This is a genomic window from Vallitalea longa (assembly GCF_027923465.1).
GTDB classification, from domain to species: Bacteria; Bacillota; Clostridia; order Lachnospirales; family Vallitaleaceae; genus Vallitalea; species Vallitalea longa.
Genome location: NZ_BRLB01000002.1, coordinates 269,779 through 287,554 on the forward strand (window position 1 = coordinate 269,779; position 17,776 = coordinate 287,554).

Consider the following 17,776-nt stretch of genomic DNA (forward strand, 5'->3'; position numbering starts at 1 on the left):
AACATAAATCACACATCCATTTTCTAACTTAGTTTAGGTTTGACATCTAAATATTATTTAGACTTGCATACGCATTATTTCATTATATGCATCAAGTAATTTATCTCTCAAAGTTACTGTATATTGTAACGCCACTGAAGCTTTTTCTGATGCAACTAGAACATCAACAAAATTATCAGTTTTCCCTGTAGCAAAATCTGTAGTTACTTGTTCGGATTCTTTCTGCAATTGATTAGTATCGTCAATTAATCCTATTGCAGCTTTGTAAATATCTTCAAACAATTGTCCAGATTCATTTTTTGATTTGTTGCTACTAGATATGATATTATTTATACTGCTAATATCTCCAATTTGGATACTCATACTATACCACTCCAATCATATCAATTTATTAATCTCTTTCTTATTTACCAATCTCCAAAGATTTCATTGCCATTGATTTAGCTGCATTCATTGCAGTCACATTAGCTTCATAAGAACGATTAGCTGATATCATATTAACCATTTCTTCCACTGTGTTAACATTAGGCATTAATACATAACCATCCTTATCAGCTTCTGGATGACTAGGATCATAAACACTTTTTAATGGAGCAGTATCTTCTATTATTTTGGATACTTTAACTCCTGAAGCAGTATAATTGTTTATTGAATTATTAAGCATAGAATTGAAATCAGTGCTACTTTGTTCTTCGAATAGTAAGACTTTTCTTTTATATGGTCCACCATCTTTTGTTTTGGTAGTATTTACATTGGCGATATTCTGTGAAATAATATCCATCCTTAGTCTCTGTGCAGTTAATCCAGTTGCACTAACATTCATTGAATTAAAAAAAGACATTTATCTAACCTCCAATCATATTTTTGATTTATCTTATTATATACCCAAGGTAAATTGTTTTATCTTACCTACTTAAAACTGTTTTAATTCTACTAAAGTTATTAGATACTTGGTCAACTAAAACATTGAATTTAATCTGATTTTTTGTAAGTTCTGTCATTTCTGTATCAATGTTAACATTATTACCATCTAATCTATAACTTAGATTCTTTTTATCAACAACAACTTGTGGTGTCATAGTATTAAAACCAATTTTAGATGAGTTATTATTGGATAATAATGCCTCTTGTAATAGCCCTTCAAATTTTACATCTTTTCTTTTATAACCTGGTGTATCTTCATTAGCAATGTTTTCTGAAATTACATTATGTCTCAATAAACTAGCATCTAGAGATTTTCCTATAAGATTAATCCCGTTGTACATATTATTACTTATCATAATTCCACCTGCCTTTTTATTCCATTAATATTTATTATAATTTATATGTCGAAAATTGCAAGGCTTTTGTAATGAGCAATTAGACTTAATTTACACTAATCAAATAAATAAGACTTAATTATTAATTTTAGTTCTTAAATACTCAGTAATCTTTTACACAAAATTACTTTTATCCTATATATTGTATCAGTTTATGTCATAATATACAATATATACTTAACAATTTTTGAAAATATTACCTAGTATTTACAGTAATAGCCTTTTTTCCCATTAAAATAATGATGCTACATATAGTTCATAAAACATCAAATAATATACAAGAAAAAATATAAATAAGAAATTTTATAATTAACCAAAAAAAAGAAAGCTTTTGCAAGCTTTCCCTCTTTATTAAAAAATCTTAAAGTTTTTTGAGTTCTTCAATTAATACATCATTAAGAACTTTAATATAAGTTCCTTTCATACCTAGTGAACGAGATTCTATAACTCCTGCACTTTCGAATTTTCTTAATGCATTAACAATAACAGATCTAGTAATTCCTACCCTATCAGCTATTTTACTTGCAACTAATATGCCCTCTTTACCATTTAACTCTTCAAAGATGTGTGTAATCGCTTCTTGTTCTGAGAATGATAAAGTACCAATTGCAGATTTAACGATAGTTGTTTTTCTGATCTCTTCTGTATTTTCTTCGTTAATTGATCTCATGATTTCTAGTCCTACCACAGTAGCACCATATTCACTTAATATTATGTCCTCAATGTCATAGGAAGAATTATTCTTGTATAGGAATAAAGTTCCAAGTCTCTCTCCTGCAATATCAATTGGAATGATTATACCAATATAATTATTTGCATTTACTTTTGAAGAGAACCCTAAAGTTTCAAGATTAACATTTTCTTTGGTTGATAAAACATTTAATAATCTTTCATTTAAATTCTCATCAATACATGCTCCAAGTTTATCTTGTAACAACTCCTCAATTATACCAATTTCTTCCCTATTATGAAGTCCTAGTAATTTGCCCTTTTTACTAATGACTAATGCATTAGAATATAAAATATCACTAAGTACTTCACAGATGTCGGTAAATATTACCCTTTGTGTACCTGTTCTTTGTAATAATCTGTTAATTTTTCTTGTTTTATCCAGTAGTTGTACACTCATTAAATTTTCCCTCCTAAATTATTATGCTATTAAGTTAAAAGCATCAACCAAGTTAACACATTTTATTATATTACGAAGCTTCTAAATATTCAAGTATATATTTTAAATTGACGCTATTACCTTTCTTTTTTTTAAATCAAAGCAACTGCCCTAGACTATTATTTTAATTACTTTGATTATTTTAACGAATAAATTAAATCTAATCATTTGTAACATTTTCTTTCAAAATACTATAATTACATTCTTCATTATTACATTTTAGATATTTGCCCTTTTCAACCATAATAGTTCCACATTTAGGACAAATTTCTTTTGTAGGTTTGTTCCAAGTCATAAAATCACATTTAGGGTTGTTTTCACACCCATAATATCTTCTGCCCTTTTTAGTCTTTTTAATAAAGATCTCGCCACTACATTTAGGGCAAGCAACACCCTCAACTTTTTCATATAGAGGTTTTGCATTTCTACATTCTGGAAAACCAGGACATGCTAAAAATTTACCATATCTGCCAATTTTGATTACCATGTTCCTACCACATTTATCACACAACACATCAGAAACTTCGTCCTTTATTTCAATTTTGCCTATTTTTTCTTCAGCATATTCAATTGTATTACCAAAATCAGGATAAAAGTTTCTTAGTACTTCTTTCCATGGTATGTTTCCTGTTTCAACTTCATCAAGTTCTTTCTCGAGAGCTGCTGTGAATTTCACATTAACTATATTCTCGAAATATTTTTCCATTATATCATTTACTATTTCTCCTAATTCAGTTGGAAAAATATTTTTCTTTTCTTTAGAAACATACCCTCTCTTTTGAATAGTAGATATAGTAGGAGCATAGGTACTTGGTCTACCTACACCGTTTTCTTCTAAAGTCTTAACTAATGATGCTTCAGTATATCTTGGTGCAGGTTGTGTAAAATGTTGTTTGGAGTTTAACTCTATCAAACTTAAATTAGAATCCTTATTAATATTTCCAATCTTTTGGTTATCTTCTGTTTCATCCAAAATATTATAGACTTTTAAAAATCCATCGAAAATTAATACTGAACCGGAAGCATTAAATCGGTAATCTCCTCCACTAATTTTTATTGATTTTGTAGCGTATTTTGCGGGCTTCATTCTACTTGCAACAAATCTGTTATAAATCAGCTTATATAATCTTAATTGATCCCTTGATAATGAATCTTTTATCTCATCAGGATGAATATCTATATAAGATGGTCTTATTGCTTCATGGGCATCTTGTACATTAGTTTTTTTATTACTTACAATTTTTATATTATTTACATACTCTTCTCCAAAACTACTTTTTATATGTTCTTTTACTGCTTTGTCTGCATCATCAGAAATACGTGTAGAATCTGTACGAAGATAAGTTATTAAACCTATTGTACCTTTACCTTTTACATCTACACCCTCATATAACTGTTGGGCAAATCTCATAGTTTTAGCAGTAGTAAAATTCAATTTTTTAGCAGCTTCTTGTTGAAGAGTACTGGTAATAAATGGTTGAAGTGGTTTTTTCTGCCTTATACTTTCTTTTACATCATTTACTATATAGTCTTTGTCTTTTAGGTAATCAACTATTGTATCAACCTGCTCTTTGGAAGTTATTTTCATCTTTTTATCTTTGCCATAGAATGTAGCAATAAATTCATCCTTTGATTTATCGTCTTTTAGTTTCGCTTCTAATGACCAATATTCTTCGGGTATAAAGTTATTAATTTCTTCTTCTCTATCACAAATCAATTTTAAAGCAGTTGACTGGACTCTTCCTGCACTAAGTCCTTTTTTTATCTTTTTCCACAACAACGGGCTTATCTTATATCCGACTATTCTATCTAGAATTCTTCTAGCTTGTTGAGCGTCAACTAAATCCATATCAATTTCTCTTGCTTGTTTTATTGAATTCTTAACTGCATTCTTTGTAATTTCATTGAATGTTATTCTATAAAATTTTTTGTCTTGCAAATTAAGAGAAAATAATAAATGCCATGATATCGCTTCACCTTCACGGTCAGGGTCAGTTGCTAGGAAAACTTTATTAGCCTTTTTAACTTCTTTTCTTAAATGTTTTAGGAGTTCACCCTTACCCCTAATAGTAATATATTTAGGTTCGAAATCATTTTCTATGTCAACACCTAACTGACTTTTAGGCAAATCTCTTACATGTCCCATTGAAGCTTCAACTTTATAATTACTACCTAAAAATTTTTTTATAGTTTTTGCTTTTGCAGGCGATTCAACTATTACTAAATTTTTTGCCATTTTTACCCTCCACTACAATTTTTTAATGAAATACTTATTTGGCAGTTGTTTTATTACGCCCTTAAGTTCCAGTTTTGTTAATATCAACCCAAGTTCATCAATTGGTATATTTGACTTACTATGTATATCGTCAATAAATAAAGGTTCTAAACTTAAACAAGAATACACTATTTTTTCAATTTCTGCAAGTCCTAAAGTAATATTTTCTGAATTTTTTTGTTTTTCATTGCTATATTTATATGAAAATTCCTCTAAAATATCATCAATATTAGTTACCATCTTTGCACCCATTTTTATTAGATGATTAGTACCTTCACTTAATTTATCTGTAATCCTACCAGGGATACTATATACATCTTTCCCTTGTTCTAATGCTTGGTCAGCAGTAATTAATGAACCACTTTTACTAGCAGCTTCTACAATTAAAACACCGTCACTTATACCACTTATAATTCTATTTCTAAGAGGGAAATTACCTGCTTTAGGGATTTGATTAACAGGAAATTCAGATATTAACGCTCCATTTTCACTAATTTTGTTCATTAGCATATAATTTTCTTTTGGATAACATATGTTAACACCGCACCCAAGTACAGCATATGTCTTACCACCACCTTCTAAAGCTCCTTTATGTGCAGCGGTATCAATCCCTCTAGCCATACCACTAATAATTATAATTCCCATTTTTGCTAATTCTCTTGCAAAATATTTTGCAATTTCTCTACCATATTCTGTACATCTTCTAGCACCAACTATAGCTATAATAGGTGAATTAGCAGATAGTTCACCCTTAACATAAATACCATATGGATAATCATAAATATTTTTTAGATTTTCAGGATACATATAATTATCAGTAGAATAAAAATTAATATTGTTTTTATTAAGTCTGTCATAATATTCTATTATTTTATGTTTATTTCTAGACTCAATAATTGTTTTCTTATCAATTTCTCTAATTCTTTTTACTTCATCAAGTTCATCATAAGTTGCCTCCCATATATACTTTGGTTCATCAAAATAGTTAAGGAGGTATTTGATTTTTTTCAATCCAATACCTTTAATATTATTTAACCATAACCAATAATGCTCCTTTTCCATAGTACTCCCCATACGCATCACCTTTTAGTACAATTATTTGTTATTTTTTCTTTAGTCTCGTTACTAGTTTTTTGATTTTGGGTACCCAAAATTCCCACAAATGATAATAGAATTTGCTGACCACTAAATCAAACTCACCTATATACTCTACAAAATCTCCATTAAATCCTTTTTTAAACCTATATAATCCATATAAGTGATGATTTGGGTCCAGATTACCAGAAATACCTCTAAAATCATATAATGTGCAGCCACAATCCATAGAATATGCTATCATATGCCACTGCAATAAATAATTAGGCATTAGATTTCTATAAAGGTTGTCACTAGCTCCATAGAGATACCAAGATTTTTCACCATTCAAGAGTATGATGGCTCCAGATACTATAATGCCTTCTGGGTTTTCTTCAGCTAGTTTTTTCATCTCCGGTATTTCTCTTTGTAGTTTATTAATCCTGTCTTCATTAGGTTTTTTGGAATTTTGTTCTTTATCTAAGTCTTTAATTGATTTATCTAAAGCTTTATTAACATTATACTTTGCCATAAAAACCTTCATTTTACCTTGTTTTTCCATTGATTCATACATATCTTGGAAATATTTTAGAGGTCTTGTTATGAAACCGTCTCTAGCTCCTGTAATTCGCATAATTCTTTCAAACTCTTTTAGATCATTAATATTTCCTTCATATATTTCTATACCTTTTTTTTCTGCTAATCTGATATTATATCTAGTTTTGTGATGAAAACTTTTAAAAAGAGTATCTTTGTCTTTATCTACATCTAATTTAAATACAAATCTAGGCTGAATACCTTCAAAATCAAGAGTGGTACCTTTGTGAGCATAACCCATATCTTTAATTGAATTAATTAGCATTGAATTATCTATACCATCTTCTCTAATATCTCCATCAATAGTTCTTTCCTTGTAAATAATACAAGGATCTATCTTAACAAAAATCGCTTTAGTTTTTTTAGCATATTGCTTAACATTTTTTGAGAATTCTCTAATCAATGAAACATCATTGTAATCAAGAACATACCCACGTGGAGCATATAATATATATCGAGATAGACCAGGTAACTTTCGTCTTAAAAGCATAGCTGAAGCTTGTAAATCACCATTATCGTCTTCAAGTCCAACTAATTCTTTAGTCCATTCACCCATACTTTTAAAATTACCCCATTCTATTGATTGTAAAGCATGACCATTAGGATGTTTTTCATTAAATAGAGTATATTTCTTTTCATCTATATGTGTAACAAAATTCATTAATTCTTTACCTCCGAAACGTATGTCCTCTTTATATTCTCTTTTACAAACATGGGAGAGATTTTGATCTCAACTATCATATTATCTATTTTAATATTAGTAATATCTACAATAGTATATTGCATATTAGGTCTTCCTAGAATCTCTAAAGGTAAACCTTCATAATATATGATTGTTTTACTTCTAAATAAATACCTATATATTTCTTTTAGATAGTATTTAGTAACGGATAAAAATCTAGAACCTATCGGCTTTTTCAATAAACCCATTCCGTCATAAAATCCAATGGGAATTATTCCAATGATTTTATTCTGTTTTGATTTATAGCTATTACCATAACCAATATTTTCGCCTTTATTAACTTTTTTGGTATATATGATTCTAGATTTAACTTTAGATATTTTTTTGAGTCCTATGTTTTTTTGACTATTACAAGGACCAAACAAAGCATTACCCAATCTTACCATATTATAATGAGCATGTTTAAAGTCTATTGTATTTTCACTATTGGCTATATGATATATTAAATCATTATAATAATTATCAAAAAAAGTTTTATATTTGTCAAATTTTTCTTTTTGGTTTAATACATAATTTTTATTATTTTTATAGGTTGTTGCAAAATGAGAATATATGCCTTCAAGTATTGCATAAGTAGATTGTTCTAATAATAATTTAATTTCTTCTAGTTGATTATAATTTATGCCAAATCTATTCATACCCGTTTCAACTTTCAGATGAAACTTTATTTTTTTCTGATTATTGTTTGTCCATTTGATTAAATTCTCTAGTTCATTCAATGAACAAATACTCATTGTAATATTATTATCATAAATTGTCTTATAATCATTACTGGGACCCATTAAAAAAATAGATTGCTGTATGTTGTTTTTTCTAAGTTCAACACCTTCATCAAGTAACCCAACTCCAAAATAATCTACATCTTCACTTAATGCTTTAGCTATTTCTACACTACCATGACCATAAGCATTACCTTTTACAACTGCCATTATCATAGTACTACTATTCAATTGTTTTTTTATTTTGGATAAATTATAATATAAATTATGAAGGTTAACTTCCAAATAGATATCAGACAATTGTCTTCCTCCTCAAATCATTCTATTAATTTTCCCTAAGTTAACATTATAAACAGTTTATGGAATAATATCAAGTTACTATTTTTTAATCCCAGTAATTGCGATCAAGAGATCTATATTGTATTGCCTCTGCTAGATGTTTTTCTCCTATATCAGCTTTACCTTCTAAATCAGCAATCGTCCTAGCTACTTTCAATATTCTATGATATGCTCTAGCACTTAAATCAAGCTTGTCGAAAGCAGATTGCATCATTTCTGCACATTCATCATTCAATTTACAATATCTATCAATTAATGCAGCACTTAACATAGAATTAAAATATATATTGCTGTCTTTATATCTTTTCTGTTGTATTTTATGAGCCGCCATCACCCTCTTCTTAATATCACTTGAAGATTCCACCTTCTTTTTCTCATTAAGATCGTGATAATTAACATTATTGGCTTCCACGTGTAAATCTATTCTATCCAGTAAAGGTCCTGATATCTTGTTCAGGTATCTCTTTATCTGTAGTGGGGTGCAACTACATTTCTCCCTGTCTGGGTAGTAACCACAAGGGCAAGCGTATTATAGTTATTATACCCTTATTTCAATTACATATTTAGCATTTCTATTATAATATATAACATTTTTAGTATTTTGTAAAATAATTTATTAAATATAATATCTTTGTTAATATTTATTTTTATTTTATTTCATTTTAATTATGCTATCTCATATGGGTATTTAATACTATTAACCATAAATATGGATTAATATACCCTCTATTTATAAAAAATCATATTAACATAGGAAAAAACTAGTTTAATTATTTGGATTAAAAATATACTGGATTAAACAGTTTAATTGTATTATCGTTTAATCTAGAATTATAAACAGTAAGTAAATTCCATTTTATTATTGATATACTTTTAAGAAATCTTCTTCAGTGATTTGAATATCTGATTTAATATAGTTTTCTAAGATTTCTACGTTTATATTATCTATATTAACATAATCTAAATTCTCGGTATTTAAAAATGATAGCTTATGTATATAATCGTTATGTAACTTAAAAATATATTTTCCTTTACTATTATTTAAAACTCTTCCTTTATCAGAGTCAAAATATTGCGTATGATATTTGCCCATCATATCTTGATACTCAATCTTAGTAAAGATTATTTTTCGTAAAAATCCATAAGAATTTTTCCTGGTCAAAAAAACATTCTTTAAATTAGATAACTTTATATTATTCCTATACCCTCTAGCTTCATATACTATGTCACCATCCCCTAAAATTTCTGTTGATATACCAAAAAAATAAGTTAATGGAAGGTAAATTTTTTCTTGTTCTGTTTCAATTTCAACGAAACAAATTTGACAGCTCTTAAAATCATAAAATCCTTGTCCTGAATTATATATGCATAAGTTAAGATCACGTACTTTTCCATTTTCCATTTCTTCACCATAAAATGTAGAAATATTAAAATGTGGTTGTACTTCAAATTTATGTATTTGTAATTGCATATTGGAAATCCATACAGCAGCTATTGTCACTGCTATTGACGCAATAAATTGCGATAAATGTAATATATTTATTGTTTTATTTTTTTTATGAGTTTTATAATTTTTAAGTATTTTGAATCTCTGAGATCTTTTAACTTTTTTAGGTTCATTATTTATTATCTCATTAATGATATTATTATAATCACTAATAAATTTGTTATTATCTTTAATCAAGTAAAACAAAGTAATATATTTATTAATTATGTTACCATTAGTCCTTTTAACTTCTCCAGTATGCTCTTTAAGTATTTTAATTATTTTGTTTACAGAACATTCATTAATACTATCTTGCTGTATTCCTTGATATAAATCTAATCCTTTAGTCTTAGATATATATTCAATAAATAATTTGTTTAGTTTTGAATAATATTTATAATCAATTGTATATAATACTTTTTCTATAGAAACAATTAGGTCATCATGTGCTTTTAAATATTTTAATACTACTGGACTAAAATCATCTGTATCAATTAAAGATGGATTAAACAAATCACACATATCACTAAACGTAAAATCATTTGTAATTTTATTAGGAATATCATTACCTCTATCTTCAACAGGTGTAGTTATAATAGCTCCATATTCTAGGCATCTAGTAATACTTAACTTAATTACAGTGTTACTTCTTTTTATTTTAGAAATTTCCTCTTGTCTTCTTTCCTCATCATTATTTCTTTTAAATATTAAATCTACAAAAATTAAAGTTACTATAATTCCAATTGTCTCCGTAAATGTACCTCTAATATAATCATTTAAAAATAACTCATCATTAATAATAAAGTCGAAAAACCCTAATAACACTAGTATTATAATAAGTATAACTATAATTTTACGATAAACTTTCATACTCCCTCCTAATTATCTGTATATCTTTTTGTTGTAATATTGCAATAAATATTTTATATATACTCTACTTTTTTTCTAGATTAGTAACTTCTTTATAAATAACCTTTGTATTTTCTCCAATGTATTCTCATCCGCACAATAATAAATTTGCCTTATGTTTTTTATATATAGTCTATACTCATATGAAATAAATTGACATTTAATATATGCTATAGCACTATATTATTACCATAATGTTCCATATGTTAACACATGTATCATCTGTATATTCTCCTTACTATCATCAATATATGTTATTTAAAGTGAAATCTAGTTTCAGAGATAACTCTAATTCACACATAATTGCTTCTTTGTTAACCTCAGTACAATTTAATTTAATAAAATCATTTTTATATTGATATATTATGTTGTCTTTTAAGTAGTACTTATTCTTCTGAGATAGATTAACTTTCTCTATATCAAATTGCCAATTTGCTGAATAACCTTTTTCTTTAATCAATACCAATAATCTTTCCCTGTCAATAATTTCATCGTATGTATAGTCTTCCATAAGTTTAGTTTTACTCTTATAATATTTATCATTAATCTTGTAGAATTTTTTTGTATTACTACATAATAAATCTCCTAATGTCAAATCTCCAAGTTCTAAATCTAATAGTTCATCATATTCTTTCATATATTCCTCTAAACTCTTTTTAACTGGTTTCTCTTCAACTACTTTATCCTTATCCATTATTACATCATAATCTGCATAATAAAAATATTCAAAGCCATATTTGGTAGATAATCTCGCAAAGGGAATTCCCTGTTTCTCTGAACTCTTGATAAGTGCAGAAATTATTTGCTCTGGTCTGCTACTTCCAGCTTTTATCAAACCTGATTGTAATGCATATTCTCCAAATTCTTTCAATGAATCATATCTCATACTTTTACATAATATCTTCCTTTTTAATTTTTCAGTGTACTGTTTAGTATTAATTCTGCGAATAAGCTCTTTCAATTTTTCTTTCTCTACATCTGAGTAATCCTTATATTCTTCATAATATCTCCAAACAAGTTTCTTATAATGCTCTCTTTCACCCTTACATACCTTACTAATATAACCATATCCTCTATCATAACCATACACTTCTCGAGATGCTATTTGCATTGAATCATATTTTTTTCCGGTATTGATACAGACAACTGGTTTAGACAAGCTTAATATTGCAGCATCATTAAGTTTTCTTAGTCTCTCACCCTCAAGTTTAGCACCTTTTTTTCCTTTATTACTTTCAGAGATTCTCTTTTTATGAATCTCTGAAAATACTCTTTTCTTTTTAATATTACTGTTAATACCAGCAATTCTTTTCTCTAGTTCAGTCTCATCTTTATTGCTTCTGTTCTCCTCTAATAATTCACTTAATTTATTTAGAACTTCACAAGTTAATACTTGTGCTTGATTCCAATAACTTACAGAAATCCTTAATAATTCATTAAATCCTTCAAAATTATTATCAAGTTCAACATTTAACTCCATATTTTCATTCAAACCACTCTTAGTGAAATTACTTGAACCTAGTATTACAGTTTTACTATCTATTACATACATTTTTGAATGAAATACTCTTGAATTAAAGAACCTTACTTGAATATTAGGTTTATCAAGTAATGACATTAAAAGTTGACAATCAGTTGATGTACAAAGTCTCACAACCAAATTAAGTTTAATGTTATTATCAATAATATAATCCAGGTAATCATTATGAGTAAAAAATGGGGAACATATTAATAAATTATTGTTAACTCTAACATCTAATAATCGATTCAACAAACAATCCTTTTTCGTCTCAGTATTTGTATAAACTTTGCTCATTTTCTCACCAACTAAATTTAATTTAATATATAACCCCTTATTATGACATTCCTTAATCATACACACATGAATTGTATTCAGTAAAAGATTGCATAGCATACGGAAAAATTTTGTTAAATCATGTTGAGATGAACATCATTTCTTTATACTTCCCAACTCTTCATCAAAAGATTTCTTCATATTTTTTAACATATTTTCATACTTATTTTTTTAACTTATAAAAATCTCTTTATAAATTACTATAAGCTACTCTTTCATCAAATATGTCTTTTTGTAAATAAATTGATCTTTTCACCAAATTATAGCATACTATTTCTGTCCTTTTGTTAAAAAATCTTCTCCTTCTACTGTCACTACATGCTCAAATACTTTGTGTGAACACAAATATACAAACAGTCTTACAATAATTGGAGAATTCAGTGCTAAAATATTTTATCTGATTTTATAAATTACATAGGAGAACATCTATTATATTATTATTACAGAATTATTTCCTCATATATATAGTAGTGTATATAATTTTAATTTATTTTGGTTTTATAAATTCCTTTGTCATGAATTTTATTTATTAACTTGATTTGAATTTGTAGTTACGTTATTCATTTTGTAATAATTCGTCAAGAACTTTATAAACATTTATTAAGTCTTCCTTAGAGTTGTTTATGTTTATATCATTAATTTTAAATTTTGCTTTAATAATATTACATTCCTTTTTCCAATATTTTATGAGTAAATCTTTATCTAAAACATTAAATATTTGATTTTTGTCAAACACATAATTAATTCTAGACAAATGGGTTAATAAATACTGTAAAAAGTATTTATAATTATTCATATTATTTTTATTAGACTTAAAACAAAATTCAAATAAATAATTATTGATTTCTTTATTAATACCTTTTTTGTCTTCTTTTCCAATAACATCATAATATCCACAACATATTCCTGAGTCATCAATTATAGTATTTCCTAATTGATAAATAATAAAAGATATCATCTCGCATTTTAAATTAATAACTTCACTATTTATTTTTTGTTCATCATCTTTACTATAATTAAATTGATATCCACACAAATCAATAAATTTGAGCTTATCTATTTCATGAAAAACGTTTATTTTTTGTTCAATATAGCGAAATTTAAATATGATAAAAATATTTTGGGATATTTCTCTCATTTCATTAATTACAATGTTTTTAATATACCCTGAAGTAGGCATTTTAGGATCAGCATGATTACATAGCGACCTAGTTAAATTATATATGTTTAATCCTCTGTCTTTAATACAGAAAAGGCGAAAGCATAATAAATCATATAACCCCAACACACCTTTATTTTTTTGTCCTAAAATTTCTAAAATTCCATTTCCCTTATAATCACCTTCTCCGAATATCCATTCGGCAATTTTTGTTTTATTTATATCCATATTATCAGGATATTTACCAACCTTAGCAAACCACCCTACATCATTAAGTAATTTGACTATAAATATAATTAGCGTTTTTCGAAATCCAATTTTAAAATCTTTTATATTTATAAGTGAATAGCTATTTAAATTATAAACGGCATAACTAATTATTTCTCTTGATTTTTCATAGGTAAACTCTTTATAAGAAGTACTATTAACCACTGCTCTCCAAAATTGTTCATGTATTTTTTCACCACAAGAAAGAGAAAACTCTTTACCTGCAAGTACTTCTTCTATAGACTTTTCATATAATACTTCATTTACACAATTAGTATAGAACCTATATTGATCCGTCTTAATAGGGTAAGATATATTGTTAATAAGATTTAAATATCTTTCTAAGTTTCTATATTTATCATTCCATTGTGAACCATTAAAACATGCATAAGATGTTAACATTTCTGGAGAATTGTTTGTATTACTAATTCTTTCTTTTACTAAAAAAACTTTATTCAGTATAAATTTTTGATTTTGTGTAAGATTTTTTAGATAACTTTCGTATTCTACCTCATTTTCAGGTTTATTCCCGTCATATGGAATTGCAACTGAAAAAAAACCCTTTTTACCTTTAGTTTCAGTAATATATATATTTCTAAATATATTTGGATAATATATATATATTAATAATAAATGAATAAGATCTTGTTTATTAAAATCTGAGTTATCAAAATCGGTTTTTTCTATATCAAGTAATAATATTGTATTGATAAGTCTCTTAAGCTTTCTAGGATTACCTATAAAAGGTAGATAACGATAATAATCCTTTGATTCAAATATATCTATAATTCCTTCTATTGCTTTTGAAACAAGTACTGGTTCTATCAATATATTTTCTGATAAAGATCTGTCTTTATTTACAATAAAATAATCCAGCAAAAGTTTATTATCGATATAAATACTTGTTTTTACATTAATAAATTTTTCTAAGAACTCAATTATCTTTTCATTATCTAAACTTGTTTTTTCAAGTTTTGCAATATTATCTGTATCATAGCAAAGAACATAAGAAATATTGGATAAAGTAAATACTTTCTTTATAACAAAAAGCACCTCTTTAATAGCTGAAAAATTCAATCTGTCTAAATCATCAATAATTATTATTATTTTATTATCTATATTAGCTAATGCTACTTCTAGTTTTTCAAAAATATCATCTATTGATTTATTTCCTGTTGGAAGTTTAAATCCAAACCCCATAATAGAAAATGATGGTTTAGAATCCTTTATGATTGTAGCATATTTTGAAATAAGCCATTCTATCTCTGGAACAAAAACATGTTTTTTGATTTCATTAATAAACCCAGATATAAATTTATCTAACATTTTTTCTTTATTTTCATATCTTAAAGGATTAAATGTATAAACAATTATCTCATTCTTGTATTTTTCATTCCAATATTCTTTACAAAAGTTAACAAATGTTGATTTTCCTGTTCCCCATGGAGCATCAATACCAAAAACTAAACCTTCAGATGATTTTTCATCATAAACCTTTTCACAAAATTTTTCAACCTTATCTATAAAATTAAATTTATCGTCATCTTTATTTTTACATTCCTTGTCACTCATAAAAAATGAGTCTTTATTAGGCTTTTTCATAAATCTGGCTTGTAGATTCTTTAAAAAAAATGAGATACTAATTATAATAGGCAACATAAAGATAACACTAAGTTGTGGTAAAGACAATGTTCTAATTAAATTTTCAAAAGAAATAATGCCAATACCACCAAAAGCAAATACTAAAATTCCTCCCCAAACTAAAATAATTAGTAAATCAAACCTTAAGCTTTTTATAAGCATTTTCATTTTTCTATAAAAATTTCTCTTACCAAGATAACATATAATTATAAAATAATATATTACTCTAATAGGCCATATCAAATATTGTTTTTTATCAAAAAAAGCAAACTCCCAAAATACCCTATCGACTGCAGATAATAAAATAAAAAGCTCAGAAATTAAAGCTCCAACACAAAAAGATTTTAATAGAATTGAATGATTTATGTATGTATAATTATTTTTTTTACTATGTTGTCTCATAATTAACTCCTCATAATATTTTTCAATAATTCAAATTTAAATATTATAAATAAACCTCACATTTTTTTATAATAAAACTTGCATTTATAATTTTATATCTTATAAATATATTGTATCATTATAGAATATAATATCAAACTTCCTGTTTCTTTTCAATAAAAATAACCTATATCCTACTTTATAGGCATAGGTCTAACATTAGTAATTTATTACTAGACTTGATAAACTGTTAGTTATCCATCTTTCGCTTTTGAGTTAACTGTTTAATTATTTCATTACCATATACAGAGCTATAGCTACAATAATAACCGATTGTATTACAGCAGTTACAATTTCTACTGGTGTGAATTCACGTTCTACTACCACACCCATATAAATAATGGTAATAAATAAACTTACACCTAAATGAATAATAGCTATAAGCCACTCTGCAGTAAATGCTGGTATTTTCTTTAGGAATAGTCCACAGTATAAAAATATAATTAATCCAAATACCTATAGTCTTATAAAACTAATTATTGCATTCCATTCCATGAAATATCTCTCTTTTAAATTTATTGTTTATTTTATATTAACTAAACAAGTCTTTTATCTATTTGCTTAAATCTTTTCAACATAGTCCAAACCTCTTCCCTAGTAATATTATCTTTTGGTCTTGTACCATCAGAAATATTATTTTGAGTCACAAAATCATGTCCTTCTATCGCCCAATCAGAAAGATCAATTTCATTTGATTTAGCTATAATTTTGTTCACTTCTTCTGAAATTTTTCCATGAAGGTTATACAGATAATCACCAGGACAGGATTTATTTGCAAACCATCTATGAACTGTCATGTTTTGCTTGTCAATCTGACCAATCAAAGATTTGTCACCTTGCCATTTTAATTCTTTGATTCCATTTCTTTTGCATATATCAGCTATAAGATTGATTAATGCAGTAAGTGCTTTGTCTGATACATGCCATCCAGTATTAGCACCACCATCGTTTGCAACTTCAATGGTAACTGCTCTGTTGTCATTGGAACTGGAAGAAGAACACCATGAACGGTCTTTTTCTTCAACATACATTCCAATTCTTCCATCAGTACCTACACCATAATTGGAAGAAGCCTGTATTGAAGTAGGCTGAAATATATTTCCACATGTTTCAATAGAACAATTTCCTGCCATACAATGAATCGTAATTGTATCAATCACATGGTTTCTTGGACTGGTTTTGTTTGGACTGATTTTTGTGTAATCTACTAAAGGACTGTTATTCATTGTTTTTACCCTTCCTCTCCAACTTTTTCTACCGTATCCTTTAGTTTTATAAATGCTTTTTTTAAGAATCCTGGTATTGGTACTCCTATTCTTCCTAGATTTTCTATAAGACTTATTGCTTCTGTACCTATTAACCAACAAGTTACTATTAAAGTGAATATACCTTTGAATCCTAAATCTATACCAGCTGCTGTAGCTCCAATGTAATATACTATGTAATCCAATAAAATAGCTAGACCAACTAATATTAAATATCCTACCTTTTTAAATACACCTGTTAATCCTCTTTTGAAATTCAGTTTTCCTAGAGATTTACTTGAATCAATTTCTTGTTCTACATAACTAGCAATTACTCCTGTTAGATAGTCCCCTACCATAAGTATCGCTAGTATTATAACTAACTCCGTAACAGAATTAGTTATAAAAGAAAATATTGCCCCACACATTGCTAAAAAACCTTTACTTCCGTTTACTATAACTTTCTCGTTCATATTCATCATCCTATCTATTTTATATTAGAAAAAGCCGATTATATCGACTTTCATTTTAAGCAATCATA

14 protein-coding genes and 1 pseudogene are annotated in these 17,776 nt (G+C 26.9%); all 15 read right to left on the reverse strand.

The window, feature by feature from the left end; translation table 11 throughout:
- Nucleotides 1-57: 57 nt before the first annotated feature.
- Nucleotides 58-363 carry a flagellar hook-basal body complex protein FliE gene (fliE, locus tag QMG30_RS07420; protein ID WP_281814024.1) on the reverse strand — a complete coding sequence of 102 codons (306 nt, stop codon included), beginning with the start codon at nucleotides 361-363 and terminating at the stop codon, nucleotides 58-60.
- 40 nt (nucleotides 364-403) lie between these two features.
- On the reverse strand, nucleotides 404-841 hold the full coding sequence (gene flgC / locus QMG30_RS07425; protein WP_281814026.1) for a flagellar basal body rod protein FlgC: 438 nt from the start codon (nucleotides 839-841) through the stop codon (nucleotides 404-406).
- 64 nt (nucleotides 842-905) lie between these two features.
- Nucleotides 906-1,280 carry a flagellar basal body rod protein FlgB gene (gene flgB, locus QMG30_RS07430; RefSeq protein ID WP_281814029.1) on the reverse strand — a complete coding sequence of 125 codons (375 nt, stop codon included), beginning with the start codon at nucleotides 1,278-1,280 and terminating at the stop codon, nucleotides 906-908.
- 400 nt (nucleotides 1,281-1,680) lie between these two features.
- On the reverse strand, nucleotides 1,681-2,448 hold the full coding sequence (gene codY / locus QMG30_RS07435; RefSeq protein WP_281814031.1) for a GTP-sensing pleiotropic transcriptional regulator CodY: 768 nt from the start codon (nucleotides 2,446-2,448) through the stop codon (nucleotides 1,681-1,683).
- 199 nt (nucleotides 2,449-2,647) lie between these two features.
- Nucleotides 2,648-4,723: a type I DNA topoisomerase gene (topA, locus tag QMG30_RS07440; RefSeq protein WP_281814034.1), complete on the reverse strand. Its 2,076-nt coding sequence runs from the start codon at nucleotides 4,721-4,723 to the stop codon at nucleotides 2,648-2,650.
- 12 nt (nucleotides 4,724-4,735) lie between these two features.
- Complete coding sequence (dprA, locus tag QMG30_RS07445; RefSeq protein ID WP_281814037.1) at nucleotides 4,736-5,836, reverse strand: DNA-processing protein DprA; 1,101 nt, start codon at nucleotides 5,834-5,836, stop codon at nucleotides 4,736-4,738.
- A gap of 28 nt (nucleotides 5,837-5,864) precedes the next feature.
- The gene (locus tag QMG30_RS07450) at nucleotides 5,865-7,094 is read right to left on the reverse strand and encodes a lipid II:glycine glycyltransferase FemX (protein WP_281814040.1); all 1,230 of its coding nucleotides are present in this window, start codon (nucleotides 7,092-7,094) and stop codon (nucleotides 5,865-5,867) included.
- Nucleotides 7,094-8,194 (reverse strand): alanine racemase, encoded by a 1,101-nt coding sequence (alr, locus tag QMG30_RS07455; RefSeq protein WP_281814042.1) that lies wholly within the window; start codon nucleotides 8,192-8,194, stop codon nucleotides 7,094-7,096. The genes QMG30_RS07450 and alr overlap by 1 nt, the downstream gene beginning before the upstream one ends.
- Nucleotides 8,195-8,279: 85 nt before the next feature.
- A complete protein-coding gene (locus QMG30_RS07460) occupies nucleotides 8,280-8,645 on the reverse strand; it encodes a magnesium chelatase subunit ChlI family protein (RefSeq protein ID WP_309298643.1) in 366 nt (121 codons plus the stop codon).
- Nucleotides 8,628-8,747 (reverse strand): annotated as a pseudogene (locus QMG30_RS07465) (ATP-binding protein); the annotation flags it as partial. The gene QMG30_RS07460 and the pseudogene QMG30_RS07465, both read right to left, overlap by 18 nt.
- 345 nt (nucleotides 8,748-9,092) lie before the next feature.
- On the reverse strand, nucleotides 9,093-10,589 hold the full coding sequence (locus QMG30_RS07470) for a hypothetical protein (protein ID WP_281814044.1): 1,497 nt from the start codon (nucleotides 10,587-10,589) through the stop codon (nucleotides 9,093-9,095).
- A 283-nt stretch (nucleotides 10,590-10,872) separates the two neighbouring features.
- Nucleotides 10,873-12,444, reverse strand: coding sequence for a phospholipase D-like domain-containing protein (locus tag QMG30_RS07475; RefSeq protein ID WP_281814046.1), 1,572 nt, complete (start codon nucleotides 12,442-12,444; stop codon nucleotides 10,873-10,875).
- Nucleotides 12,445-13,039: 595 nt separating this feature from the next.
- Nucleotides 13,040-15,952: a P-loop NTPase fold protein gene (locus QMG30_RS07480; protein ID WP_281814048.1), complete on the reverse strand. Its 2,913-nt coding sequence runs from the start codon at nucleotides 15,950-15,952 to the stop codon at nucleotides 13,040-13,042.
- A gap of 575 nt (nucleotides 15,953-16,527) precedes the next feature.
- The gene (locus QMG30_RS07485) at nucleotides 16,528-17,217 is read right to left on the reverse strand and encodes a peptidoglycan recognition protein family protein (protein ID WP_281814050.1); all 690 of its coding nucleotides are present in this window, start codon (nucleotides 17,215-17,217) and stop codon (nucleotides 16,528-16,530) included.
- Between the two features lie 5 nt (nucleotides 17,218-17,222).
- A complete protein-coding gene (locus QMG30_RS07490; protein ID WP_281814052.1) occupies nucleotides 17,223-17,708 on the reverse strand; it encodes a phage holin family protein in 486 nt (161 codons plus the stop codon).
- Nucleotides 17,709-17,776 lie beyond the last annotated feature (68 nt).

Bases quoted from the DNA above. Each gene is read 5' to 3' on its own strand.
- fliE (WP_281814024.1), bottom strand. From the start codon at position 363: ATGAGTATCCAAATTGGAGATATTAGCAGTATAAATAATATCATATCT.
- flgC (WP_281814026.1), bottom strand. From the start codon at position 841: ATGTCTTTTTTTAATTCAATGAATGTTAGTGCAACTGGATTAACTGCA.
- flgB (WP_281814029.1), bottom strand. From the start codon at position 1,280: ATGATAAGTAATAATATGTACAACGGGATTAATCTTATAGGAAAATCT.
- codY (WP_281814031.1), bottom strand. From the start codon at position 2,448: ATGAGTGTACAACTACTGGATAAAACAAGAAAAATTAACAGATTATTA.
- topA (WP_281814034.1), bottom strand. From the start codon at position 4,723: ATGGCAAAAAATTTAGTAATAGTTGAATCGCCTGCAAAAGCAAAAACT.
- dprA (WP_281814037.1), bottom strand. From the start codon at position 5,836: ATGGGGAGTACTATGGAAAAGGAGCATTATTGGTTATGGTTAAATAAT.
- QMG30_RS07450 (WP_281814040.1), bottom strand. From the start codon at position 7,094: ATGAATTTTGTTACACATATAGATGAAAAGAAATATACTCTATTTAAT.
- QMG30_RS07470 (WP_281814044.1), bottom strand. From the start codon at position 10,589: ATGAAAGTTTATCGTAAAATTATAGTTATACTTATTATAATACTAGTG.
- QMG30_RS07475 (WP_281814046.1), bottom strand. From the start codon at position 12,444: ATGAGCAAAGTTTATACAAATACTGAGACGAAAAAGGATTGTTTGTTG.
- QMG30_RS07480 (WP_281814048.1), bottom strand. From the start codon at position 15,952: ATGAGACAACATAGTAAAAAAAATAATTATACATACATAAATCATTCA.
- QMG30_RS07485 (WP_281814050.1), bottom strand. From the start codon at position 17,217: ATGAATAACAGTCCTTTAGTAGATTACACAAAAATCAGTCCAAACAAA.
- QMG30_RS07490 (WP_281814052.1), bottom strand. From the start codon at position 17,708: ATGAACGAGAAAGTTATAGTAAACGGAAGTAAAGGTTTTTTAGCAATG.